Origin of the sequence: Antarctobacter sp. (assembly GCF_034670325.1) — a bacterium.
GTDB lineage: Bacteria > Pseudomonadota > Alphaproteobacteria > Rhodobacterales > Rhodobacteraceae > Antarctobacter.
Map to the genome: position 1 here is coordinate 402,177 of NZ_JAXMNR010000003.1, position 23,933 is coordinate 426,109.

The 23,933-nt window shown below is 63.7% G+C and carries 27 protein-coding genes; 19 read left to right on the top strand and 8 right to left on the bottom strand.

The window, feature by feature from the left end; all coding sequences use genetic code 11:
- Positions 1–17: 17 nt before the first annotated feature.
- The 5 genes from VOI21_RS09915 (at position 18) to VOI21_RS09935 (ending at position 2,840) form a co-directional block, all read left to right on the top strand.
- The gene (locus VOI21_RS09915; RefSeq protein ID WP_323769693.1) at positions 18–632 is read left to right on the top strand and encodes a LysE family translocator; all 615 of its coding nucleotides are present in this window, start codon (positions 18–20) and stop codon (positions 630–632) included.
- Positions 629–1,081 (top strand): DUF3429 domain-containing protein, encoded by a 453-nt coding sequence (locus VOI21_RS09920; RefSeq protein WP_323769694.1) that lies wholly within the window; start codon positions 629–631, stop codon positions 1,079–1,081. Before VOI21_RS09915 ends, VOI21_RS09920 begins: the two co-directional genes overlap by 4 nt.
- A gap of 86 nt (positions 1,082–1,167) precedes the next feature.
- Positions 1,168–1,758, top strand: coding sequence for a class I SAM-dependent methyltransferase (locus tag VOI21_RS09925; RefSeq protein WP_323769695.1), 591 nt, complete (start codon positions 1,168–1,170; stop codon positions 1,756–1,758).
- Entirely contained in the window at positions 1,751–2,203 is a 453-nt protein-coding gene (rnhA, locus tag VOI21_RS09930; protein WP_323769831.1) for a ribonuclease HI, read from the top strand. Before VOI21_RS09925 ends, rnhA begins: the two co-directional genes overlap by 8 nt.
- A gap of 16 nt (positions 2,204–2,219) precedes the next feature.
- Complete coding sequence (locus VOI21_RS09935) at positions 2,220–2,840, top strand: trimeric intracellular cation channel family protein (protein WP_323769696.1); 621 nt, start codon at positions 2,220–2,222, stop codon at positions 2,838–2,840.
- Between the two features lie 110 nt (positions 2,841–2,950).
- Here VOI21_RS09935 and VOI21_RS09940 read toward each other — a convergent pair whose 3' ends face one another.
- Positions 2,951–4,126: a MalY/PatB family protein gene (locus VOI21_RS09940; RefSeq protein ID WP_323769697.1), complete on the bottom strand. Its 1,176-nt coding sequence runs from the start codon at positions 4,124–4,126 to the stop codon at positions 2,951–2,953.
- 103 nt (positions 4,127–4,229) lie between these two features.
- Here VOI21_RS09940 and def (VOI21_RS09945) point away from each other — a divergent pair, with 103 nt between their 5' ends.
- The 7 genes from def (VOI21_RS09945) (at position 4,230) to VOI21_RS09975 (ending at position 8,672) form a co-directional block, all read left to right on the top strand.
- A complete protein-coding gene (gene def / locus VOI21_RS09945) occupies positions 4,230–4,757 on the top strand; it encodes a peptide deformylase (RefSeq protein WP_323769698.1) in 528 nt (175 codons plus the stop codon).
- Positions 4,754–5,257: a peptide deformylase gene (gene def / locus VOI21_RS09950; RefSeq protein WP_323769699.1), complete on the top strand. Its 504-nt coding sequence runs from the start codon at positions 4,754–4,756 to the stop codon at positions 5,255–5,257. The genes def (VOI21_RS09945) and def (VOI21_RS09950) overlap by 4 nt, the downstream gene beginning before the upstream one ends.
- Positions 5,254–5,748: a peptide deformylase gene (gene def / locus VOI21_RS09955; protein WP_323769700.1), complete on the top strand. Its 495-nt coding sequence runs from the start codon at positions 5,254–5,256 to the stop codon at positions 5,746–5,748. Before def (VOI21_RS09950) ends, def (VOI21_RS09955) begins: the two co-directional genes overlap by 4 nt.
- Before the next feature lie 151 nt (positions 5,749–5,899).
- Positions 5,900–6,811: a methionyl-tRNA formyltransferase gene (gene fmt, locus VOI21_RS09960; protein WP_323769701.1), complete on the top strand. Its 912-nt coding sequence runs from the start codon at positions 5,900–5,902 to the stop codon at positions 6,809–6,811.
- A 57-nt stretch (positions 6,812–6,868) separates the two neighbouring features.
- Complete coding sequence (locus VOI21_RS09965; protein WP_089279174.1) at positions 6,869–7,108, top strand: hypothetical protein; 240 nt, start codon at positions 6,869–6,871, stop codon at positions 7,106–7,108.
- Between the two features lie 246 nt (positions 7,109–7,354).
- Entirely contained in the window at positions 7,355–7,588 is a 234-nt protein-coding gene (locus VOI21_RS09970; RefSeq protein ID WP_323769702.1) for a GlsB/YeaQ/YmgE family stress response membrane protein, read from the top strand.
- A gap of 94 nt (positions 7,589–7,682) precedes the next feature.
- Positions 7,683–8,672: a glutathione S-transferase family protein gene (locus VOI21_RS09975; protein ID WP_323769703.1), complete on the top strand. Its 990-nt coding sequence runs from the start codon at positions 7,683–7,685 to the stop codon at positions 8,670–8,672.
- 14 nt (positions 8,673–8,686) lie between these two features.
- Here VOI21_RS09975 and VOI21_RS09980 read toward each other — a convergent pair whose 3' ends face one another.
- Complete coding sequence (locus VOI21_RS09980) at positions 8,687–9,049, bottom strand: response regulator transcription factor (protein WP_323769704.1); 363 nt, start codon at positions 9,047–9,049, stop codon at positions 8,687–8,689.
- Positions 9,050–9,281: 232 nt separating this feature from the next.
- Here VOI21_RS09980 and VOI21_RS09985 point away from each other — a divergent pair, with 232 nt between their 5' ends.
- Positions 9,282–10,457 carry a lytic murein transglycosylase gene (locus VOI21_RS09985; protein WP_323769705.1) on the top strand — a complete coding sequence of 392 codons (1,176 nt, stop codon included), beginning with the start codon at positions 9,282–9,284 and terminating at the stop codon, positions 10,455–10,457.
- 103 nt (positions 10,458–10,560) lie between these two features.
- Here the strand turns inward: VOI21_RS09985 and ade are convergent, their stop codons facing one another.
- A complete protein-coding gene (gene ade, locus VOI21_RS09990) occupies positions 10,561–12,255 on the bottom strand; it encodes an adenine deaminase (RefSeq protein WP_323769706.1) in 1,695 nt (564 codons plus the stop codon).
- A gap of 165 nt (positions 12,256–12,420) precedes the next feature.
- Between ade and choX the strand changes: the two genes are divergently transcribed.
- Positions 12,421–13,341 carry a choline ABC transporter substrate-binding protein gene (choX, locus tag VOI21_RS09995; RefSeq protein ID WP_323769707.1) on the top strand — a complete coding sequence of 307 codons (921 nt, stop codon included), beginning with the start codon at positions 12,421–12,423 and terminating at the stop codon, positions 13,339–13,341.
- A 54-nt stretch (positions 13,342–13,395) separates the two neighbouring features.
- Here choX and VOI21_RS10000 read toward each other — a convergent pair whose 3' ends face one another.
- Positions 13,396–14,016, bottom strand: coding sequence for a glutathione S-transferase family protein (locus VOI21_RS10000; RefSeq protein WP_323769708.1), 621 nt, complete (start codon positions 14,014–14,016; stop codon positions 13,396–13,398).
- A gap of 128 nt (positions 14,017–14,144) precedes the next feature.
- On the opposite strand from VOI21_RS10000, the gene choW reads away from it, so the two are divergent.
- Positions 14,145–14,978, top strand: a complete 834-nt coding sequence (gene choW, locus VOI21_RS10005) for a choline ABC transporter permease subunit (protein ID WP_323769709.1) — start codon at positions 14,145–14,147, stop codon at positions 14,976–14,978.
- Positions 14,975–15,976 carry a choline ABC transporter ATP-binding protein gene (gene choV / locus VOI21_RS10010; protein ID WP_323769710.1) on the top strand — a complete coding sequence of 334 codons (1,002 nt, stop codon included), beginning with the start codon at positions 14,975–14,977 and terminating at the stop codon, positions 15,974–15,976. Before choW ends, choV begins: the two co-directional genes overlap by 4 nt.
- A 102-nt stretch (positions 15,977–16,078) precedes the next feature.
- On the opposite strand, the gene VOI21_RS10015 is transcribed toward choV, so the two are convergent.
- Complete coding sequence (locus VOI21_RS10015) at positions 16,079–16,687, bottom strand: enoyl-CoA hydratase/isomerase family protein (RefSeq protein ID WP_323769711.1); 609 nt, start codon at positions 16,685–16,687, stop codon at positions 16,079–16,081.
- Positions 16,684–17,409 (bottom strand): SDR family oxidoreductase, encoded by a 726-nt coding sequence (locus VOI21_RS10020; protein ID WP_323769712.1) that lies wholly within the window; start codon positions 17,407–17,409, stop codon positions 16,684–16,686. The genes VOI21_RS10015 and VOI21_RS10020 overlap by 4 nt, the downstream gene beginning before the upstream one ends.
- 183 nt (positions 17,410–17,592) lie before the next feature.
- Here VOI21_RS10020 and VOI21_RS10025 point away from each other — a divergent pair, with 183 nt between their 5' ends.
- Positions 17,593–19,113 (top strand): DUF2125 domain-containing protein, encoded by a 1,521-nt coding sequence (locus VOI21_RS10025; protein ID WP_323769713.1) that lies wholly within the window; start codon positions 17,593–17,595, stop codon positions 19,111–19,113.
- A gap of 62 nt (positions 19,114–19,175) precedes the next feature.
- On the opposite strand, the gene VOI21_RS10030 is transcribed toward VOI21_RS10025, so the two are convergent.
- Entirely contained in the window at positions 19,176–19,928 is a 753-nt protein-coding gene (locus tag VOI21_RS10030) for an SDR family oxidoreductase (RefSeq protein WP_323769714.1), read from the bottom strand.
- A 59-nt stretch (positions 19,929–19,987) separates the two neighbouring features.
- On the bottom strand, positions 19,988–21,235 hold the full coding sequence (locus tag VOI21_RS10035) for an FAD-dependent monooxygenase (RefSeq protein WP_323769715.1): 1,248 nt from the start codon (positions 21,233–21,235) through the stop codon (positions 19,988–19,990).
- A gap of 47 nt (positions 21,236–21,282) precedes the next feature.
- On the opposite strand from VOI21_RS10035, the gene VOI21_RS10040 reads away from it, so the two are divergent.
- Both VOI21_RS10040 and VOI21_RS10045 read left to right on the top strand, forming a co-directional pair.
- On the top strand, positions 21,283–22,611 hold the full coding sequence (locus VOI21_RS10040; RefSeq protein ID WP_323769716.1) for an amidase: 1,329 nt from the start codon (positions 21,283–21,285) through the stop codon (positions 22,609–22,611).
- A 143-nt stretch (positions 22,612–22,754) separates the two neighbouring features.
- A complete protein-coding gene (locus VOI21_RS10045; RefSeq protein ID WP_323769832.1) occupies positions 22,755–23,933 on the top strand; it encodes an aminotransferase class I/II-fold pyridoxal phosphate-dependent enzyme in 1,179 nt (392 codons plus the stop codon).

Here is a 23,933-nt window from a genome sequence, read left to right on the forward strand (position 1 = left end):
ACGCAGAAAGGCCGCCGATGATTTCGCTGCAATTCCTGCTCACCGCCCTCGTTGTCGTGATCGCCCCTGGAACCGGGGTGATCTATACTCTGGCCATCGGGTTGGGGCAGGGGCGGTGGCCTTCGGTCGCCGCCGCGTTCGGCTGCACCATCGGGATCGTGCCGCACCTTGCCGCTGCGACATTGGGTCTGGCGGCGCTCTTGCACACCTCGGCGCTGCTGTTCAACGTGGTGAAATTCGCGGGCGTGGCCTATTTGCTCTACCTCGCGTGGCAGACGCTGAAATCCGGCGGCGCGCTTGCGGTCGGGGCCAACCGCAAGGCAGACCGGCCTTGGCGGATCGCTCGGCGCGGCGCGCTGATCAACATCCTCAACCCCAAGCTCTCGGTCTTCTTTCTGGCGTTGCTGCCGCCTTTTCTGACCGGCAACCCTGTCACCGCCACGGGAGAGATGATCACCTTGGGTGCGGTATTCATGGCGCTGACCTTTGCGGTCTTTGTGCTGTACGGCCTCTTTGCCGCGCGGGCCCGTGACTGGCTGTTGTCCAGCGAGGCCAAGATGCGCTGGCTCAACCGCTCTTTTGCCGGGATCTTTGCAGCCCTCGCCGGACGGCTGGCGCTGGAGCGCGCATGACCGCCATCCCCCGTTCCGCCCTGATCCTCGGGCTTGCCGGGGTTGTGCCCTTTTTATGGGGCGCATTGACGATCCTTGTGCCGGACGTGTTCGACTGGGGGCTGGCCAGTTTCGGTCCGCGCTTTGTCGGGCCCTATGTGCAGTTGTTTTACGGCGCGGTGATCCTGTCCTTCATGTCCGGCGTGCTCTGGGGCTTTGCCACCAAGGCCGAGGGCAGCCGGGCCGCTACCGGCTATGCGTTGTCGACGCTGCCCGCCCTCTGGGCCTTTTTCACCACTGGCGGCGGTGAGATGCGCGCCGCGCAGAACCTCATAATCGGCTTTCTGGCCCTGTTGTTGCTGGATGCCGCCTTTGTGCGCTGGGGCCTTGCCCCGCGCTGGTGGCTGCCACTGCGCCTGCTTTTGACCGGGCTGGTCGTGACCTGCCTTGCCGTCATTCCGCTGGCGTGATCCATTGGGCGATTGTGCCCTTCAAACCGCCCGATCCCTGCGACAAGCCCTTGCGATATGCCCGCAAAAAGGCGACATCACTGGCCATGACAGACCGCGAAACCATACGGATCTACGATACCCGCGCCGAGGATTACGCGCAGGTCACCGCGTCTGAGCGGCCTGATGCCACGCTTCAGGCCTTTATCGCCGCCTTGCCAAAAGACGCGACTGTGCTCGACCTTGGCTGTGGCCCCGGGCTCTCGGCGGCGCATATGGCGGCCGCCGGGTTGCAGGTCGAGGCATGGGATGCCTCGGCCGCCATGGTCGCTCTTGCCGCCACCCGGCCGGGTGTGGCCGCGAAACAGGCAGGGTTTGACGATCTGGACGCAACGGCGGCCTATGACGGCATCTGGGCCAATTTCAGCCTGCTGCACGCTCCGCGCGCCGACATGCCCCGCCATCTGGCCGCGATCGCGCGTGCGCTGACCCCCGGCGGGTTGCTGCACATCGGCGTAAAGGAGGGCGAGGGCGAAAGGCGCGACAGCCTTGGCCGCCACTATACCTATTACACCGAAACCAGCCTGACACAGCTCTTGCATGAGGCAGGCCTGGTGCCGGGGCCCTTTACACGGGGGGCGGACAAAGGGCTGGACGGTGTCGTGGCACCCTGGATCACGGTGACCTCCCATCGCTGACCTTTATGCCTATACCGACGGTGCCTGTTCCGGCAATCCCGGCCCCGGCGGCTGGGGGGCGCTGCTGCGTGCCAAGGACGGTGAGACCATCGTCAAGGAACGTGAACTCAGCGGCGGCGAGGCACAGACCACCAACAACCGGATGGAACTGCTGGCTGCAATCAACGCGCTGGAATCCCTCAGCCGGGCGTCCAACATTACCGTTGTGACTGACAGCGCCTACGTCAAGAATGGCGTCACCAGCTGGATTCATGGGTGGAAGCGCAACGGCTGGAAAACCGCCTCCAAGAAACCGGTCAAGAATGTCGATCTCTGGCAACGTCTGGAAGAGGCGCAAAAGCGCCATGACGTCACCTGGGAATGGGTCAAGGGCCACGCGGGTCACCCGGAAAACGAACGCGCCGATGAACTCGCCCGCGCAGGCATGGCGCCGTTCAAGAAATAGCGCCGAAGGAGCCGCCATGACCCCGCTTGTCCTGCTCGACTACGCCGCCGTGCTGGTCTTTGCGCTGACCGGTGCGCTGGTGGCCAGCCGCGCGCAGCTGGATATCGTGGGCTTTGCCTTTCTTGCCGGGGTGACGGGACTGGGCGGAGGTACGCTGCGCGACGTTCTGCTGGACCGCACGCCGATCTGGGTGGCGGACCAGACCTACCTTGGAGTCGTCACCGGGGCGGCAGTTCTGGTCTTCTTCACTGCCCACTTGCTGGAAAGCCGGATGAAAGCGATCCTCTGGCTGGACGCCTTTGCGTTGGGCGTGGCGGTGGCGGCGGGAGCCGGGCTGGCGCAACGGCTGGGGCAACCGCCCACGGTGGTCATGGTCATGGGCATCGCAACGGGGTGCGCCGGGGGGCTGGCGCGCGATGTGGTCGCCAACGAGGTGCCACTGGTGCTCAAGCAGGGAGAGCTTTACGTGACCTGCGCACTGGCCGGCTCACTGGCCACGGTGCTGGCCATTTGGCTGGGCGCGCCACCGGCGATGGCCGCCGCGCTGACGGCGTTGGTCACCATCGGCCTGCGCGCCGGGTCTATGGTGCTGGGCTGGCGCCTGCCGGTCTACAAACCGCGCCCGCCTCGCTCCTAACCGGGTCCGCCCCTCCCGCGTCATACGCGACCCGCAGGTTTCTTCTGTCCGGAAATATCCCGGGGAGCGCGAGGGGCTGGCCCCTCGCATCTATCACCGCAATCGGTCGCTTATTGCAGATCGGAAAACGCCTCCTGCAACCGCTCCACCGCCTGCGCCACCCGCGCGCGCGGCGTGGCAAAGTTGAACCGCAGGAAACTTTCGCCGCCGCTGCCAAAGGTGTCGCCGTGGTTTGCTGCGATCCGGGCCTCTTTCTCGACCCGGCGGGTGAACTCCTCTACCGCCATTCCAGTGCCGCCAAAATCCACCCAGGCCAGATAGGTGGCCTCCATCGGCATCGACCGCAGCCCCGGGATCGCGTTGATACCCGCGTCGAACAGACGCCGGTTGCCGTCCAGATAGGCGCATAGTTCATCGACCCATGTGGCCCCCTCGGGCGAATAGGCCGCCGTCGCCGTGACCATGCCAAAGGAATTCGGCGAGATTGCCAGCCCGGCCATGACCTCACCAAACCGCTTGCGCAGGACCTCGTCGGGAATGATCACATTGCCGATATGGCTGCCCGCCATGTTAAAGGTCTTGGTGGTTGCGGACATCATCACCAGCCGGTCCTCGATGCCCGCATCCAGCGTCGCCATCGGGATATGTTTCTGCCCCGGCATCACAAGGTCATGGTGGATCTCGTCTGACACCAGCACCAGATCGTGCCGCTTGGCGAATTCCGCCACCCCGCGCAGCTCATCCGCGCTCCAGATGCGCCCGCCGGGATTATGTGGCGAACACAGGATCACCATCTTTTCGCGCCCGGTCATCATCGCGTCAAAGGCGTCGAAATTCATCTCGTAGCGCCCGTCGACGAGTCCCAGCGGGCATTCCACCACCTCGCGCCCAGAGCCGCGGATCACCCGTGCAAAGGCATGGTAAACCGGCGTGAACAACACCACGCCATCGCCGGGCTGGGTGTAGGCCTGAAGGCACAAGGCGGTCCCGTTCACCAACCCATGTGTGGAAAAGATCCAGTCACGCGACACCTCCCAGCCGTGCCGCGTGTCCATCCACCAGCGGATCGCGTCACGATAGGCCGTGTCCGGACCGAAATAGCCAAAGACCCCGTGGTCCACCATCCGCTGCAACGCCGCCGGGACGCAGGCGGGCGGGCGAAAGTCCATGTCGGCGACCCACATCGCCAACCCATCCTCGGGCGAGACGCCATAGTAGGACTCCATCACGTCCCATTTTGTCGAATGCGTGCCCACGCGGTCGATCTCTTCGTCAAATCGGCTCATTCACTGATCCCTCAAGTCTCTTTGTCGCGCACGCTAGCGGGCTGATCGGCAGGGGCAAGGGGCCACGCTTGCCTAAACCGCTCGCGGCGCTTAAATCAGCGCCATGAAACGGCCCATTCTCATCCACCCCGATCCTCGCCTGAAGAAGCACTGCGATCCCGTCGACGACCTGTCCGACGATCTGCGCGTGCTTGCGGACGACATGCTGGAAACCATGTATGCCGCGCCCGGCATCGGCCTTGCGGCCCCGCAGGTCGGGGTCTTGTCGCGGCTGATCGTGCTCGACTGCGTGAAGTCGGACAGCGAAGACGCGCATCGCCCGCTAATCATGTTCAACCCCAAGGTCATTGCCAGCTCGGATGAGCGCAATGTCTACGAAGAGGGTTGCCTGTCGATTCCCGATCAATACGCCGATGTCGAACGCCCCAAGGTCGTCGACGTGGAATGGATCGACCGCAACGGCAAGCTGCAGTCTGAAACCTTTGACGGTCTTTGGGCCACTTGCGTCCAGCATGAGATCGACCATCTGAAAGGCAAGCTGTTCATCGACTACCTCAAGCCGCTGCGCCGCCAGTTGATCACCCGCAAGATGGTCAAGCTGAAAAAAGAACGCGCGCGGGAACGGGCATGAGCCTGCTGCCGATCCTGAAATGGCCGGACCCGCGTCTGGCCCAACCCTGCGCCCCGGTGACGGACCCCAAGGCGGTCGAAACGCTGGTCACGGACATGTTCGAGACGATGTATGACGCACCCGGTCGCGGCCTTGCCGCGCCGCAGGTTGGCGTGATGCAGCGGCTCTTTGTCATGGATGCCGGGTGGAAAGAGGGTGACATGACCCCGCTTGCTTGCCTCAATCCGACGATCATGTCGGCCACCGACGCCAAGACGACAGTGACCGAAGGCTGCCTGTCGGTTCCGGGCGTGACCGCCGACGTGACCCGTCCGGCAGAGATCAGACTGGCCTTCACCGATCTGACCGGGGTCGCGCAGGAAATCGCCCTCAGCGGGGCGGCGGCAACGATTGCCCAGCACGAACTCGACCATCTGGACGGCGTCATGCACTTTGACCGATTGGACCCTGCCGCCCGCGACGCCCTGCTGGCGGCATATACCACAGGGCAGGAAACATGACGGTCCGTCCCTTTGTCCCTTGGCCGGACAAACGCCTGCGCAGCGTCGCCGCCCCGGTCGCGGGCATCACGGACGAGATCCGCGCCACATGGCAGGACATGGTCGACACGATGGAGGCGATGCCGGGCGTCGGCCTTGCCGCGCCCCAGATCGGCGTGATGCTTCGGCTGGCGGTTGTGGATGCCTCTGACGCGCGCGGCAAGCCGATCCTCATGGCCAACCCCGAAATCCTGCACGCCTCGGTCGAATTTCGCGATCACGAAGAGGCCAGCCCCAACCTGCCGGGCTTTTCCGCCAAAATCTCGCGCCCCCGCGCGGTGACCATTACGTACATAGATCATCATGGGATGAAGGTGCGCAAGGATCTGGTCGGCCTTTGGGCGACCTCTGTCCAGCACCAGATCGATCACCTGAATGGACGGATGTATTTCGACCGGCTCAGCAAGATGAAGCGCGACATGCTGTTGCGCAAGGCCCGCAAGAAGGGCTGACAGCGGCACAGGCAAGCCGCCTGCCACTGGCGCGCTCCCGTCCCGGGCCTGCCCGGGACGTCCCCCAATCGGCCAGTTTCCGGCTTAGGCTCTTCTGCCCGGTCGCGACCTGCGCTAAGACCCCGGCAAGGCAGGAAAAGGGATCACTCATATGCGCGTTATCTTCATGGGTACCCCCGATTTCTCCGTTCCCGTGCTCGACGCGCTGGTCACGGCGGGGCATGAGATTGTCTGCGTCTATTGCCAGCCGCCGCGCCCGGCGGGACGCGGCAAAAAGGACCGCGCCACGCCCGTCCATGCGCGGGCAGAGGTGCTGGGCCTGCCGGTCCGCCATCCGGTCAGCCTGAAATCTGCCGAAGAAAAACAAGCCTTCGCCGATCTCAACGCCGACATTGCAGTGGTCGTGGCCTACGGGTTGATCCTGCCGCAGGCCATTCTCGACGCCCCAACGCGGGGCTGCCTCAACATCCATGCCTCTCTGCTGCCACGCTGGCGCGGGGCAGCCCCGATCCACCGCGCGATCATGGCAGGTGATGCGGAAACCGGCATCTGCATCATGCAGATGGAGGCTGGACTGGATACCGGCCCGGTGCTCTTGCGCAAGGCAACGCCGATCGGCGCAACCGAAACCACTGGCGCACTGCACGACCGCCTGAGTGCCATGGGCGCAGACTTGATCGTTACGGCGCTGAACAGGCTCGATACCCTCACACCCGAAATCCAACCCGAACAGGGCGTGACCTACGCCGCCAAGATCGACAAGGCCGAGGCTGCCGTCGACTGGACCCGACCCGCGGATGAGGTCTCGCGCCTGATCCGCGGCCTGTCGCCTGTTCCGGGGGCCTGGACGACGCACAAGGGCGAGCGCATCAAACTGCTTGGCGCAGAACCGGCAGCGGGGCAGGGCGCACCCGGCACCGTGCTGGACGACGCGTTCACCGTTGCCTGCGGCAGCGGCGCGCTGCGCGTCACCCGCGCACAGCGGGCGGGCAAAGGCGCGCAGGACGCCGCCACCTTTCTCAACGGCTGCCCGCTGCCGTCCGGCACCAATCTGGGCAACTGATCCTCTGGGCATTGCGCCACAAAGCCCCTAAATTGCCCCCAGACGCAGGAGAGACCCATGTTCCCAACCCTGATCGGCACCGTGGTGATCGCCGGAATCGTCGGATACGCCTCCGAGAAGTCCCGGTTCACCCACAACGGCATCCTGCCCAGCATCATCATCTGCATCGGCGGGGCCTTCCTGTTTTACTTCGTGACCATCATGTTCGGCATCGGCTTTCGCGCTCCGGGCCTCAATGCCATCGCCGCCTCTATCGGCGCGCTGGTCATCGTCCCCACCCACTGGCGCAAACGCTAAGACACGAGACGCAGCCCCGGGCTTCTTCGTTGGCCAAATACACCCGGGAGAGCCGACCAAACGGAGACGACGGCAGCGCCCCCATCCGCCGCCCCATCCGTCACCACAGGACAGGCCCGCGACATGGCCCGACACCTGTGGATGCCCCGCACAGACCCGGCCCCTGCGGGCCAACCTTCCCCCTAGGCCCCGCCGTCGCGCTCGACTATCCTGCGACCGAAACCCGTCCTGTCAGGAGCCCCCCCAATGCCCATCGTCTGGCTGATCATCGTCGGCGCCGCCGCCGGATTCCTTGCAACCCGCATGATGAAGATGGACACAGGCATCGTGCCCACCATCGCCATCGGTATTGGCGGCGCGCTCATCGGCGGGCTGGTCATTCGCTTTCTGCTCGCCGTAACCGGCCTGTTGGCCGGTCTTGTCGGCGCGGTGCTGGGCGCGATCCTGTTGATCTGGGTGTATAAAACCTACATGCGCTGACCTCTGTGCAGCAGCGCAAAGCCCCTGCGCGGCGCGTCGCCTTGGCGATCTCCGCCACCGCCGCTACCTGTTACTCAGCATACAGGAGGCGCACATGGGACAACTCGTAGACGGTAACTGGCACGCAGGCTGGTACGATACAAAGAAATCCGGCGGCAAGTTTGTCCGCTCAGAGTCGTCCTGGCGCAACTGGATCACTGCGGACGGCAGCGCCGGTCCCTCGGGTGAGGGCGGCTTCAAGGCCGAGGCCGATCGCTATCACCTCTATGTCAGCTACGCTTGCCCCTGGGCGCACCGCGCACTGGTCTTCCGCAAGCTCAAGGGGCTTGAGGACCTGATCACCGTCAGTGCCGTTCACCCGGACATGCTGGACGATGGTTGGACCTTTCAGACGGACGACAAGGGTGCCACCGGCGATACGTTGTACGGTCTGCCCTACCTGCGCGACATCTACACCAAGGCCGATCCCAAGGCGACGACCCGCGTGACGGTGCCGATCCTCTGGGACAAGCAGCGTAAGACCATCGTCTCCAACGAATCGGCCGAGATCATCCGCATGTTCAATTCGGCTTTTGACAGGGTGACCGGCAATACCGACGACTATTGGCCCAAAGGGCTGCGCGACGCCATCGAACCGGTCAACGCACGAATCTACGACACCCTTAACAACGGCGTCTACAAGTCCGGGTTCGCCACCTCGCAAGAGGCCTATGATGCCGCCGTCTATCCGCTGTTCGACACGCTGGACTGGATCGAAGAGCGGCTGTCACGTACCCGCTATCTGATGGGTGACCAAGTCACAGAGGCCGACTGGCGGCTGTTCACCACGCTGATCCGCTTTGACAAGGTCTACCACGGTCATTTCAAATGTAACCGCGCGCGGATCGTGGATTACCCCAACCTCTGGAATTACACGCGTGAGCTGTACCAATGGCCCGGTGTCGCCGAAACGGTGAATTTTGACCATATTACCCGCCACTACCACTACAGCCATGAAACGGTGAACCCGCACCGGATTGTGCCTGTCGGTCCCGACCTAGACCTGAACGCGCCGCACGGGCGCGAGCGGATGCGCGCCGCCTGACACCGGCCCGCGCGTCAGAGCGCGCGGGCGTAGTGGTGCACCATGTTGGTCAAGTCGTCCGGGGGCGTCGTGCAGGGAAGATAGGCGCAGGCATTGGCGCAGAGGTTAAAGATCGACCCGTCCGAGAAAAAGTTGGTGTTGGTCACAAAGATGACCCGCGCCTCGGGCTGACGGAACTGGGCGATATCCGAAATCGCCAGAGCACTGTTATCCTCGACCACTACATCAAGAATGATCACCTGAAACGACTGGGTCTCCAGCATTTCAAAGGCGGAATCCTGCGTGTAGGCCGTCCACACGTCGGCCCCGCTGCGCTGGAGATGGCGCTGCCACAGTTGAGCAAGCGGCTTGCTGCTCTCCACAATCAGCACGTTCACGCGAACCTCCAGACCCCAAACCCTGAACTGGGATTTAGGCTAAACTTTCGTATAGGTTTATCAATCCTTCAGAGGAATGAAGAATTCGTTAATTGAGCCCGAGATTCTGAACGGAAGGTGAATCTCCGCTGACGTGCCCGCAATCCGGTGTCGGAGGGTCTCCGCCGATGGCCGCTTGCCCCGCCCGATGGTGTTGATACTGTGCGCCATCAGACAGCAAACGAGGGATTTCATGCGGTTTTCGGCTATATTCGGCGCGCTGATGCTGGCGGGAGCGGCGCAGGCACAGAACGTACCTTGCGGCGGCAGCTTTGGCGCTTTCGTGGACGGTCTCCGGCAGGAGGCGGTCACGCTGGGCCATGATGCCGACGCAGTTCGGCGGTTTTTTGCCAATGCGCAGCAAAGCTCGGCTGTTTTGCGGGCGGACGGGCGGCAAGGCATCTTTCAGGATCCCTTTATCACCTTCTCACGCAAACTCATCAGCCAAAGCCGCCTCGACAAGGGCCGCCAGATGGCGGACCGCTACGACAGCGTCTTTGACCGTATCGAAAGCGAGTTCGGCCTGTCGCGCGGCGTGCTGCTGGCCTTCTGGGCGTTCGAGACGGATTTCGGCGCGTTTCAGGGGGATTTCAACACGGTAAACGCGCTGGTGACGCTGGCGCATGATTGCCGCCGCCCCGAGATTTTCCGCCCGCAGATTTTTGCCGCGCTGTCGCTCTATGAACAGGGGGATCTGGACCCGCGCACCACGACAGGCGCGTGGGCCGGTGAGATCGGCATGGTGCAGATGCTGCCCAAGGACATTCTGATCAACGGTGTCGATGGCGACGGCGACGGCCATGTGACCCCCAAGACCTCGGCCCCAGATGCGTTGATGTCCGGGGCCAAGATGCTGTCGCACCTTGGCTGGCGCCCGAATGAGCCGTGGCTGCAAGAGGTTGTCCTGCCCGCCGATCTGGACTGGTACGACACCGGGATGCACGCAACCAAGACCGTGGCGGAATGGGAGCAACTGGGCGTGCGTGGCCGCCATGGCGCGCTGGATGACGGGCGGCTACCCGCCTCGATCATCATTCCGCAGGGGCGCAAAGGGCCGGCCTTTATCGCCTACCCGAACTTCAGCGTCTATTTCGAGTGGAACCAGAGCTTTACCTACGTTTTGACCGCCGCCTATTTTGGCACTCGGTTGACGGGCGCGCCGGTCTATGACGCCGGGAACCCCGAACCGGGCCTGTCCGGCGAACAGATGAAGCGTTTGCAAGCCAAACTGGCCGCGCGCGGCTATGATGTGGGCAAAGTCGACGGCATTCTGGGGGCAGGCACACGGGACGCAGTGCGCAGCGTGCAACGCGAACTGGGGATGCCAGCGGATGCTTGGCCAACACCGGCACTGCTCAACCGGCTCTAGGGGATCAGGTAGGGGGAGGCATGCCTAAGGAATGCCCCCTTCGGACATTTTGGGACAAAAGAGACATGGGGCGGGTGCGGCGGCATCTGCCCCTTCGTGTGTCTCAGCCGATGATCTCGAACTTGTTCACATCGACCATGCCCCGGTCGGTGATCTTGAGCGCCGGGATCACCGGCAGCGCCAGAAATGCCAGTTGCAGGAACGGCTCTTCCAACCCTACACCTAGCGACTTCGCCGCTGCGCGCAGGTCCACCAGCCGCGCACGCACCGCCTCGAACGGGTCCAGCGACATCAGCCCTGCCACCGGCAGCGCCAGTTCGGCCAGCACCTGACCATCGCGCACCACGACAAAGCCGCCCTCGATTTCTCCCAGCCGGTTGGCCGCCACGGCCATGTCGGCATAGTTGACGCCGACGCAGGCGATGTTGTGGTGATCGTGGCAGACGGTCGAGGCAATTGCCCCCGCCTGCAACCCGAACCCCCGGACAAAGCCGGTGGCGATATTGCCGTTCTTTCCATGTCGTTCGACCACGGCGATCCGCACCAGATCGCGTGACAGATCCGGTAGCTTGTCGCCGTCGGTAATCGGGATGTCCTCATGCAGGTGGTCTGTCAGGATTTGCCCTTCACGAATGCCGATTACGTCGGTTTCCACCCGGTTACCGCGTGCACGAAAGTCCTGCGCGCTGACGGTCGGCGCCTTGACCGATCCGCGCCCCACAGGATCCACCGTCTGTCGCTTGGCAAAAGCCGCATCATTGATCACCACGCCGCCCGCCAGCACCAGCTGCGCGTCGCAGTGTTCCAGCGATCTGACCGCCACGATATCCGCTCGCTTGCCCGGCGCGATCATACCGCGATCCTTGAGGCCAAAAGCCTCGGCCGCCGACAGTGTGGCCGCGCGGTAAACCGCCAGCGGCGGGCAGCCCAGCCGGATAAGCTCTCGGATCATGTAATCCAGATGCCCGTATTCGCCGATATCCAGCGGGTTCCGGTCATCTGTACACAGGCACATATAGGGCGCCGTCCGCTCATCCAGCAGCGGCTGCAATGCGTGCAAGTCCTTGGAGACAGACCCCTCGCGGATCAGCACCCGCATCCCCTTGCGCAGCTTTTCCATCGCCTCTTCGGGGTTTGTCGCCTCATGTTCGGTGCGGATACCGGCGGCGATATAGGCGTTCAGGTCTTTGCCTGACAGCAGCGGGCAATGTCCGTCCACATGCCCGCCCTCAAACAGGCGCAACTTGTCCATGCAGCCCGGATCGCGGTGGATCACGCCGGGAAAGTTCATGAACTCCGCCAGCCCAAGGCCGGATGTGTGCCCCATCAGCCCGGCAATCGCATCGGCGTCCAAATCAGCGCCCGCCGTTTCCATATGGGTCGAGGGCACGCAGGACGACAGTTGCACCTTGATGTCCATCAGCGTGTGCTGGCTCGCCTCCTGGAAATAGCGCACACCCGCTGCGCCGATCACATTGGCAATCTCATGCGGGTCGCAAATCGCCGTGGTTATCCCGCGGGGGCCAACACAGCGATCAAATTCAAACGGCGTGACCAAAGAGGACTCGATGTGCAGATGCGTGTCGATGAAACCGGGGACAAGGATCAGGCCGGAGACGTCGATCACCTCACGCGCCTCGTAGTGGTCGAACACGCCGACAATCGTGTCGCCGCAGATGGCCACGTCGCCCGCCAGCAGCGCGCCAGTGATCAGGTCAAACACCTGTCCACCGCGCAGCACCAGATCCGCCACCTCATCGCCGCGCCCCTGCGCGATACGCTGTTCCAATTCCGCCATGTGACTGCCTCCGAATGCCCTTGCGCGCAATGATGGCACAGCCGCGCGCCGGGGGCGAGATGTCCCGCCCTGCATCCCTACAGAGAAAAAGGGCAGATTGCAGGCCGGTTGCAAAGACGCGCGCGGCGCGGTCTACTCGCGCCAAAATCAACCAGGGAGACGACAATGAAAAAGACCCTCACCTCTGCCCTCGCACTCAGCCTTGTGTCTGGCGCGGCGCTGGCCAATTGCGACAGCGTGACGTTTTCGGACGTGGGCTGGACCGACATCACCGCCACCACAGCCGCTACCACAGTCCTGCTGGACGCTCTGGGCTATGAAACCGATATCAAGGTGCTGTCGGTGCCGGTCACCTATACCTCGATGGCGGCGGGCGACATCGACGTTTTCCTTGGCAACTGGATGCCCACGATGGAGGCGGATATCGCCCCCTACCGTGAGGCAGGCACCGTTGACACCGTGCGCGATAACCTGCAAGGCGCGAAATACACGCTGGCCACCAATGCCGTGGGCGCGGCGTTGGGGATCAAGGATTTCGCTGACATCGCCGCCCATGCCGATGCCCTGGACGAAACGATCTATGGCATCGAGCCGGGCAATGACGGCAACCGCCTGATCATCGACATGATCGACGCCGATGCCTTTGGCCTCAAGGAATTCGAGGTCAAGGAAAGCAGCGAGCAGGGCATGCTGGCGCAGGTGGGCCGCGCCGTGAACCGGGACGAGCCGGTGATCTTTCTCGCGTGGGAACCGCACCCGATGAACGCCAACTATGACCTCACGTACCTGACCGGCGGCGATGACTATTTCGGCCCCGACCTGGGTGGCGCGACGGTCTATACCAACACCCGCGCCGGCTATGTCGATGAGTGCCCGAACGTCGGCGCGCTGCTCAAGAACCTCGAATTCACCCTTGCGATGGAGAACGAGATCATGGGCGCAATCCTCGACGATGGCGAAGACCCGGAGGATGCCGCCAAGACTTGGCTCTCGGCGAACATGGGTGTGCTGGACGGCTGGCTGGCGGGCGTGACCACTCAGGACGGTGGCGACGCCATGGCCGCGGTCAAGGCCGCGCTGGAATAACAGGACCCCTCACCGGACACGTTCCAGAAGGCTCCGCCAATGGCGGGGCCTTTTCTATTCCGGCATCAACGCATCATCCAGCGCCCGCGCCCGCACCGCTGCATCGCGGGTCATGATCCGGCCGATGTAGCCGTCAAAACCGTCGCGTTCGGGCAGGGTTCCAAACTGACGCCCCCAAGCGATCTGTGACCCCAGATAGACATCCAGCGCGCTGAACGTCTCACCCAGCAGCCACGCGCGCCCGTCCGACAGCAGCGCGGCCAGAATGTCGGCCTCTTCTTCCAGAGAACACCACCCGGCGCGGCCACGGGCCTGCGGATCGTCCGGAAGTTCAAACCCGAAGGACCGGTTCACAACCGCTGCCTCCAGCGGACCTGACGCAAAGAACATCCAGCGATAAAATGCCCCGCGCGCGCCCGGCGCGGGGATCAGTCCGGCTTCGGGGAACCGCTCTGCCAGATGGCAGCAAATCGCCGCGACTTCGGTGACCACCGTGCCGCCATCGTCCAGCGCGGGCACCTTGCCCATCGGGTTGACCGCCCGGTATTCGGGCCCTTTCATCTCTGGGCCGTACTGCAGCACGCGAGTCTCATAGGACGCGCCGCATTCCTCCAGCATCCAGCGGGCGATGCGGCCACGCGACATCGGGTTGGTGTAAAAAATGAGTCCGGTCATGGCGGGTCTCCCTGTTTCGCGGCGAGGGTGCCACCCCGATGCGAGTCTGACAAACCCCAATCACAACCCTTCGGCTTCACAAATGGTGCCAAACCCCTCATGAATGGGAAAACAAGGGGGATGGGTCGGTGAACTGGCTGACAGAGCACAAGATACCCGTCGGAGACGCCGCAGAGGCGGTTTTCGACTGGCTTCAAAAAAACGGAGGCTGGTTCTTTGACGGTCTCGCCGTCGCGATGGAGGCGCTGATTGACGCGATCCTCTGGGTCCTGCAAGAGCCGCACCCAATGATCGTTGTGCTGGTGCTGACGGTGGCCACCTTTGCCGTGCATCGCCGCTGGCAGGTGGCCGCGTTGGTCTTTGCGGGCTTTCTGTTCATTCTCAATCAGGGATATTGGGAGGAAACCACCGAAAGCCTGACCCTTGTCCTGTCCGCCTGCGTGGTCTGCATGGGCGTCGGCGTTCCCATCGGCATCATGGTCGCGCACAGACCGGGCCTTTACCGCTTCATGCGGCCGGTGCTGGACCTGATGCAGACGCTGCCGACCTTTGTCTACCTGATCCCGGCCATCGTCTTTTTCGGTATCGGCATGGTGCCCGGCCTGATTGCCACGGTGATCTTTGTGGTGCCGGCCCCCATCCGCCTGACCCATCTGGGCGTTTCATCGACCCCCAAGGCGCTGCTGGAGGCGGCAGATGCCTTTGGCGCCACGCCGCGCCAGAAACTGTGGAAGGTCGAGCTGCCCTCGGCGCTGCCTCAGATCATGGCCGGGCTGAACCAGACAATCATGCTGTCGCTGTCGATGGTGGTGATTGCCGCGCTGGTCGGCGCGGACGGGCTGGGTGTGCCGGTGGTGCGTGCGCTGAACCGCGTCGATACCGGGCTGGGGTTCGAGGCGGGGCTGATCATTGTCGTCGTCGCCATCATGTTGGATCGTGCCTTGAGGGTGGGTGGCAAATGACAGCCGTGTCTTTCGAAAACGTGTCGATCATCTTTGGCGATCATCCTGATCGTGCCTTGCCGCTGGCGGACGAAGGCAAGGATCGGACTGCGATCCAGGCCGAAACCGGCCAGGTGCTCGGGGCGCATGACTGTTCGCTCGACGTGGCAGAGGGTGAGATTGTCGTGCTCATGGGCCTTTCGGGGTCTGGCAAGTCCACGCTGCTGCGGGCCGTCAACGGGTTGAACGCGGTCAGCCGGGGTGCCGTGCGCGTGACCTGCGGTGACGAGGTCACAGAGGTCACCAATTGTTCCGCAAGCGCCCTGCGGCGGGTTCGGCAGGGCCATGTCGCGATGGTGTTCCAGCAATTCGGCCTTTTGCCTTGGCGCACGGTGGCCGAAAACGTCGGTTTCGGGCTGGAACTGGCGGGGCAGGGGGGCGCGCAGCGTGCCGAGACGGTCAAGCGCCAGCTTGCTCTTGTCGGTCTTGCCGACTGGGGTGACCGCAAGGTTGGCGAGCTATCGGGCGGCATGCAGCAGCGCGTCGGCCTTGCCCGTGCCTTTGCGACTGAGGCCCCGATCCTGTTGATGGATGAGCCGTTCTCCGCGCTTGACCCGCTGATCCGCACGCGGCTGCAGGACGAATTGCTCGACCTGCAACGCGAATTGAAACGCACCATCCTCTTTGTCAGCCACGACCTCGATGAGGCGTTCAAGATTGGCAACCGCATCGCCATCATGGAAGGCGGGCGCATTGTCCAGACCGGCACCCCGCGTGAGATTTTCTCGGCCCCCGTCTCTGACTACGTGGCGGATTTCGTTGCCAACATGAATCCGCTGGGCGTGCTGACCGCACGTGACGTGATGGAACCGGGTTCGGGCACCGAAGACGTCGCCGCCGAAACCCCGATCCGCGATCTCTTGCCCCGTCTCAAGAACGGACCGCTGACAGTCACGGAAAACGGCGGGCCTCTGGGCCGCGTCAGTGCCGACAGTATTGTTGCGCGGCTGGCGGGGTAAAACACGCCCCCCCCGGCTTCTTCTGTCCAAGAATATCCCGGGGGAGGCGACCGCAGGAAAAGGGGGGTCATGCTGAAAGGATGCCGGGGCATGACGCCCCCTTTACCCGATCAATTTCTTGATCGCCCGGGCATGGTCAGCTTCGGCCCCCAGCGTATCAGAGGCCAGCGCGCGGGCCTCATCCAGAAGGTCGCCACTTACGATCCGGTCGACCAGCCCCCAGATCAGTGCCTCGTCCACCGGGATCTTTTGTCCAGCCATCAGGATCATCTTGGCCCGCGCCGGTCCCACCAGCGCAGCCAATCGCGCCGGGTCCGATGGTTGCGGTAGAAAGCCGAGTTTCATCACCGGATAAAACACCTTAGCCCCGGCGACCGAGATGCGCAGGTCGCAGGCCAGCGCCATCCCCATCGCGCCACCTGCGACCGTGCCGTTCATCGCGCAGATGGTCAGGCCGGGGTGGCGGGCAATGGCACCGGACAACCGCTCCCACAGCGGCGACACCGCCAGCCCGGCTTTTGCCGCCTCCAGATCGGCCCCGGCAGAGAACACCTTGCCTGCGCCGGTCAGCACCAGACCGCGCGCACCCGTCAGCGCGTCCTCGGCGATCTGGCACAGATCCTCCAACATCGCCGCGGTCAGCGAGTTTGCCTTGTCCGGTCGGTCAATCGTGGCGATCCATAGCCCGTCTTCCTGGTCCAGACGGATCATGCCAGCCCGACCGCCGCGCGCACGCCCTCATCGCGCAACGAGATTTCGCCGCCAAGGTAAGCCTCCGCCGCGTCGGAACACATCCAGACCAAGGCCCGCGCCACCCATTCAGGCGGGATATGGTCGGACCAGTCCAACTGGCTCACCGGGTTGATTCCGCTCGCCTTGATCTCACGCTGCATCTGGGTGGCCACCGTGCCGGGCGACAGCGACAGCGCGCGAATGCCCTGCTGGCTGTATTCCTTGTCCAGCATCCGGGTCAGCATAAGCGCCCCCGCCTTGGACGAACAATAGTGCGACCAGCCTTCAACCGGGCCATGCGCGGCCCCCGATCCGATGGTCAGCACCGTGCCGCCACCGGCCCCCAGCATCACCGGCAGCGCCGCGCGCATGCCGTGAAACACGCCCTTGAGGTTGATGTCGATCACCTCCCCCCAGGCTTTGGGGTCGACCTCGGCCAAGCGGGCCACGGGTTCGATCACGCCCGCGTTGTTCACCAGAATGTCCAGACTGCCATGGGCGGCGACGCAGTTGTTTACCGCTTTCTCGACCTCCCAGTAGCGCGCGATATCGCAGGGAATCGCCACCGCCTGCGGCCCGATCTCTCCTGCCAGATCGGCAATCGCCTCGGCAGAGCGCGCCACCAGCGCGACCTTGGCACCCTTGGCGGCAAAGGCCCGCGCCGCTTCTGCGCCGATGCCCCGGCTTGCGCCGGTGATCATAACTGTTTTGTTTTGTAGTTCTCCGCTCATGCCGAGGCCTTTCGGATAAATCTTGGATTGCGCCACAAATGGCGTCTCGCCACTTTCGTAATCGCTCAATAGTATGGAATCCAGTCCCTTGACCGCGCTTGGGAAGCCCTTGAGACTGCTAACATTCGTTTGCACCGACAGAGAGGAAAAATTATGAATCGCTACGTTACAGCCTCGGCGCTGGCTATCGTTGCTATGGCCGGACAGGCTTGGGCCGATGTTACGCCGCAGCAGGTCTGGGACGACTTCGACGCCTACATGACCAACTTTGGTTACGAAATCACCGCGACCGAGGTGATGGAAGGCTCTGATCTGGTGGTGTCCGACATGACCATGGTCGTGACCATCCCCGAAGAAGACGGCGTTGTCCGTGTTGTGATGCCGCCGATGACCTTTGCCGATGCAGGCGACGGGTCGGTGAATGTCACCTATCCCGATGTCAGCCAGATCGAACTGTTCTTTGTCGAGCGCGAAGAAACCGTCGGCGAAGTTTTCATCGAGATGACGCAAACCGCGTTTGCCATGAACGTCTCGGGCAATCCCGGCGACATGACGTACACCTACAGCGGTGACAGCATCGCGCTGGAATTGATCCGTGCCTTTGGCGACGGTGAGGAAATCACCCGCGACATGCTGAGCGCGACCATGACCATGGGGCCGCTTTCGGGCACCTCACATGTCGTTCAGGCAGACGGCATGCGCTCGTTCGAGCAAGAGCAGTCATTGGGCGATCTTGCAATCGACATGGTCTTCAAGGATCCGGACAGCGACGAGGGCGGCATGTTCAACATGCAACTCACCGGCGTCACGGGGACGGGGGCCACCGTCCTGCCAGAGGAACTGGACTACGAAGACCCGACCTCGATGTTCAAAAACGGTGGTTCGGTCGATGCGGTGCTCAAGCACAGCGGCGGCAGCACGCAGTTCACCTTTGACGAAGGTGACGGCCCAACCGCAGGTCAGTTCACATCGACCGGTGGTGAATTTGCCGTTGCCGTTTCGGAAACCAATCTGACCTACGCCCTCTCGGGCACGGGCCAGACGGTTGCGCTTTCGGGTCCGGAACTGCCGTTGCCGATCAATGCGGAACTGGGTGAGTTCGGCTTTGCTCTGGAAATGCCGCTGTCTCCCTCGGACGCGCCGCAGGATGCGTCTCTGTCGGTTGTGATCGGCAATTTCGCCATGGCGGACATGCTGTGGAACATCTTCGATCCCGCAGAGGTTCTGCCGCGCGATCCGGCCACCGTCGCCTTCAACCTCGACGCGCAGGTTACACCCTTCGTCAGCCTGTTCGACACCGAGGCGCTGGAGGATCTTGGCCGCACCGGGGGCATGCCGGGTGAGTTGAACTCTGTCACCCTCAGCGATTTCGTCATCGACATGGTTGGCGGCATGGTCCTTGGATCGGGTGCCTTCACCTTTGACAACAGCGATCTGGAAACCTTTGACGGGCTGCCGCGCCCCAAGGGTCAGCTTGACCTGCAGGTGTCGGGTGCAAACACACTGATCGACAGCCTGATTTCGATGGGTCTGCTGCCGGAACAGGATGCGATGGGCTTTCGCATGATGCTGTCGATGTTCACCGTGCCGGGCGAAGAGCCTGACACCATGACCTCGACCATCGAGATCAACGATGAGGGTCACATCCTCGCCAACGGTCAGCGCATCCAGTAACGCGCCTGATCCGGAATTCGAAAGGGCGGGGGAAACCCCGCCCTTTTTTTGTGCCGCATGGTTTAGCTGCGCAGCGCGGGCAGACCCACTCCCGTCGATTCAAACCCGCCATCCACGGCGACGATCTGGCCGCTGACATACGACGCCTTCTCCGAGGCCAGAAAGACAATCACCTCGGCCAGTTCGCGCTCTGACCCGTAGCGGTTCAGCGGGATGGAGTCGTGATAGGACTGAATGATTTCAGGGCTGTGCACTGCCATCGACAGTTTGGTCTTGACCGGGCCGGGGGCGACACAGTTCACCCGGATACCGTATTCCCCCAGTTCTGCGGCGTGCTGCTTGGTCAACTGGATCACCGCCGCCTTGGACGTGCCATAGGCCACCCGCAGGGTTGAGGCGCGCAGCCCGCTGATCGAGGCGATATTGACGATCGCCCCCTGCGTTTCCTTCAGATGTGGTGTCACAGCCTGCGAGCAGAGGAAAACGCCATCAAGGTTGGTTTCCATCACCCGCCGCCACATCTCGAAATCGCAGCCTTCGATGGGGCCAAACTCTGCCACGCCTGCGTTGTTGATCAGGGCATCAATCCGCCCGGCCCAGCCGTGCGTCTCACGCACCATGGCGTTCACGTCCTGCGGGTTCGACACGTCGCGCACCAGCGCCAACACGTTCTCGCGCTTGGCTGTCTGCTTCAGCAGTTCCTCACCGTCGCGGTCCAGCATCGCCACGCACCAGCCGTTTTCCAGAAACAGGTCCGCGGTGGCCAGCCCGATCCCGCGCGCGGCCCCGGTGACGATTGCGCATTTCTTGTCCATAGATGTCCTCCCGATTTTCGGCGCAGCTTAGGCAGCGCCCGCGGCGGGGGAAAGCCCCCTCAGGCGCGCATCAAGTCGGGCAGGTCGCCGGTCAGCCCCGCCGCCTCACGGATAAAGCTGCGGCGCAATCCCGGCGCGGCATTGATCGCCGCCATGCCAAGGTCGCGGCCCAGCCGGAGCAGGGGGTTGTCGTTCGAAAACAACCGGTTGAACAGGTCGGTCGAGGTCGCCAGCGATGCGGTGTCAAACCGCCGCCACTGTGCATAGCGGTCCAGCACGCCCGGTGAGGCAAAATCCTCGCCCCGCCGCGCCGCATGTGTGATCACATGCGCCAGCGCCGCCACATCGCGCAGCCCCGCGTTCAATCCCTGACCGGCAATCGGGTGCATCCTATGCGCCGCATCGCCCACCAGCGCCACCCGTTCAGCGGTAAAGGCCCGCGCCAGCGACAGATTCAGGGGATAGGTATAGCGTGCGCCCGCCAAGGAAATCTCACCAAGGAAATCGCCAAACCGTGGCCGCAGAACCTGTAGATACTCCGCGTCCGGCAGCGCGTTGATTGCCTGCGCGCGTCCGTTCCGCTCACTCCAGACAATGGATGAGCGGTTGCCCGTCAGCGGCAGGATCGCCAGCGGACCGGCGGGCAGGAACAACTGGTGCGCCACACCGCCATGAGGTTCCTCATGCGCAATGGCACAAACCAGCGCCACCTGCCCGTAACCCCAGCCCATCCGCCGGATGCCTGCACGACTGGCGACACCGCTTTTCTGCCCGTCCGCGCCCACCAGCAAACGACCCTTGAGAACCTCACCATCGGCCAGCGTGACCGACGCGCCCTCAGACCGGGTCTCTTGCGCGACCACCATCGCCTCTGCCCGTTGCGTGATCAGGTCGGAGCCCGCCAGCGCCTCTAGCAGCACGCGCCGCAGATAGCGGTCCTCGACCATAAATCCCATCGGGCCGTCTTCGATCTCGGCACTGTCGAAATGCAGGCCAAGGAAAACCCCGGCATCGCCCACACGCCCGTCCGACACCTTGATTTCATTCATCGGCTGTGCGTGGTCCCTTAGCGCCGCCCACAGCCCCAGCCGGTCCAGCATCCGTTGCGACGACCGCGCCAGCGCGTAAGAGCGCCCGTCAAACTCTGCGTCCTGCCGCGTCGCCAGCGGCAGCGCATCCACCACACAAGAGGTCAGCCCCGCCTGAGCGGCGGCCAGCGCAAGGGCGGGTCCGTTCAGGCCACCGCCGACAATGATCAGGTCATGTTCCATGAGGCGCAATATGGCCGCCCGCGCGGGATTGTCCATGCGCCCGCCTGCCGCTACCGTCACGCCAGACACGAGGGGACCGCACCATGACCAAAGTGACCGACCAAACCGCCGCCGACCTTGGGCGCGGCATCGCCAAGGGTGAGATCGACCCGGTCACACTGGCCGAGGATTTCCTCAATGAGATCAACGCGCACCCCATGCGCGACCGCATATACGCGCGGATCACCCCCGACCGCGCGCTGGCAGAGGCGACCGCCGCAAAGACCCGCGCCGACCTTGGCCTGCGCCGTCACCCGCTGGACGGGGTGCCGATCAGCTGGAAGGACCTCTACGACACCGCCGGGATCGTGACAGAGGCGGGCTCTGGCCTGCTGGCGGGCCGCATCCCCGACCGCGACGCAGAGGTGCTGCGCAATGCAACCCAGAACGGTCTGGTCTGTCTGGGCAAGACTCATATGTCCGAACTGGCCTTTTCCGGTCTGGGCCTGAACCCGGTCACCGCCACCGCCCCCTGCGTGAACGATCCTGAGGCCGTCGCGGGCGGATCGTCCTCCGGCGCAGCCGCCTCTGTCGCCTTTCGACTGGCCCCTGCCGGTGTGGGGTCCGATACGGGTGGCTCTGTGCGTCTGCCCGCCTGCTGGAATGACCTTGTGGGATTGAAAACCACCTCTGGTCTGCTCAGCCTGTCGGGTGTGGTGCCGCTGATCGCCAGCTTTGACACCGTCGGCCCGCTGTGTCGCACGGTCGAGGACGCGGCGCTGATGCTCTCCGCGCTCCAAGGTGCGCCCGCGCCCGACCTGAGCGGGGCCACCCTGCAAGGCCGCCGCTTTGCCGCGCTTCAGACCATCGTCATGGACGATCTGGATGAGGCCCCAGCACGCGCCTACGCCCAGTCCCTCGACCGGCTGCGCGCTGCGGGTGCCACCATCGAACCGATTGATTTCCCACAGATTGCACAGCCCCACGCGGACTCCGGCATGCTCTATACGTCAGAGGCCTGGGCCACGTGGCGCGACGCGATCAGCGCACAACCCAACGTCATGTTCGCCCCCATCCGCGAGCGGTTTGAGGCCGGGGCCACCCACAGTGCCGCCGATTTCATCGCCGCCTGGCAGCGCATCCACGCCATGCGCGCCGACTGGGCCAAAGCGACCGCCGGTTTCGATGCCGTCCTGTGTCCGACAGCACCCAACCTGCCCGAAAAGGTCGAGACCCTGATGGAACAGGGAGAGACCTATGTGCAGGCCAACCTGCGCACCCTGCGCAATACCCGGATCGGTAACCTGCTGGGCGGGGCCATCATTACCCTGCCCACGGGCACGCCGTCCTGCGGCATCTCCTTGATGGGCACGCCCTTGGGCGAGCATCGCCTGCTGCGACTTGCCGCCGCCGCAGAGGCTGCTCTGGCCTGACAAAACCCGGCGGACTGCGGCTTTCACGTCACATCGCCCTTTGGCAGGTCCTTGATTCTGGACAGAACCCCCTGTTTTTCCGTATCCTGCGGACAAACGCGGGGCACGCAATGATCCCGCATACCTTGAGGCAGTACTGGCAGATGTTCCCCGAACGGTTTTCGAACCTACCGGCCTATGCGTTCCCGCGTCTGCGGGCCCTTCTGGATTCGCAAGAACCCGGCGGTCCGGTGCTGCACATGTCCATCGGAGAGCCGAAACACGCCTTTCCGCCGTGGATCACGCAGATCATCACCGATCATGCCGCGGAATTCGGGCGCTACCCGCCGAACGAGGGTACGCCGGAACTGCGCGCCGCCATCGCGGGCTGGCTGAACCGCCGGTACGGCGTGACGATGGACCCCGACACGCAGATCATGTCGCTGAACGGCACGCGGGAGGGGCTGTACAACACCGGTATGGCGCTCTGTCCTGAACAGAAGAACGGTCAGCGACCGACCGTGCTGATGCCGAACCCGTTTTATCAGGTCTACATGATCTCGGCGATTTCGGTGGGGGCAGAGCCGGTCTTTACCCCGGCCACCGCAGACACCGGCCACCTGCCGGACTACGCCGGGTTGCCTGCGGATGTGCTGGACCGCGCGGCGCTGTGTTACATCTGTTCGCCCGCAAACCCGCAGGGCGTCATGGCCTCCGAGGCGTATTGGCGTGACCTGATCACGCTGGCCGAAAAACACGACTTCCAGATCGTCGCCGACGAATGCTATTCAGAACTGTACCGCCATACACCGCCCACGGGCGCGTTGGAGGTTGCCGCCGCGATGGGCGCAAACCCTGAGCGGGTCATCTCCTTGCATTCGCTGTCGAAACGCTCCAATCTGCCCGGCCTGCGCTCGGGCTTTGTGGCTGGTGGACCGGACAGCATCGCCTGTCTGCGGCAGTTGCGCGCCTATTCGGGCGCGCCGGTGCCGCTGCCTTTGCAACGGGTGTCAGAGGCGCTTTGGACCGATGAGGACCACGTGCGCGAGAACCGCGCGCTCTGGGTGCAGAAATACGCGCTGGCGGATGACATTCTCGGCCATGTGCCGGGGTACATGTCGCCACAGGCCGGCATGTTCCTCTGGCTGCCGGTTCAGGACGGTGAGGCCGCAGCGCTGAAGCTGTGGACACAGACCGGCGTCCGGGTGCTGCCCGGCGCCTATCTGTCGCGCGATACAGAGGGCGGAAACCCCGGGCAGGGGTATATCCGCGTGGCGCTGGTGGCGCCCTACGAAGAAACCAAAGACGGGCTGACCCGGATCCGGGACTGTCTGTTTGTATAA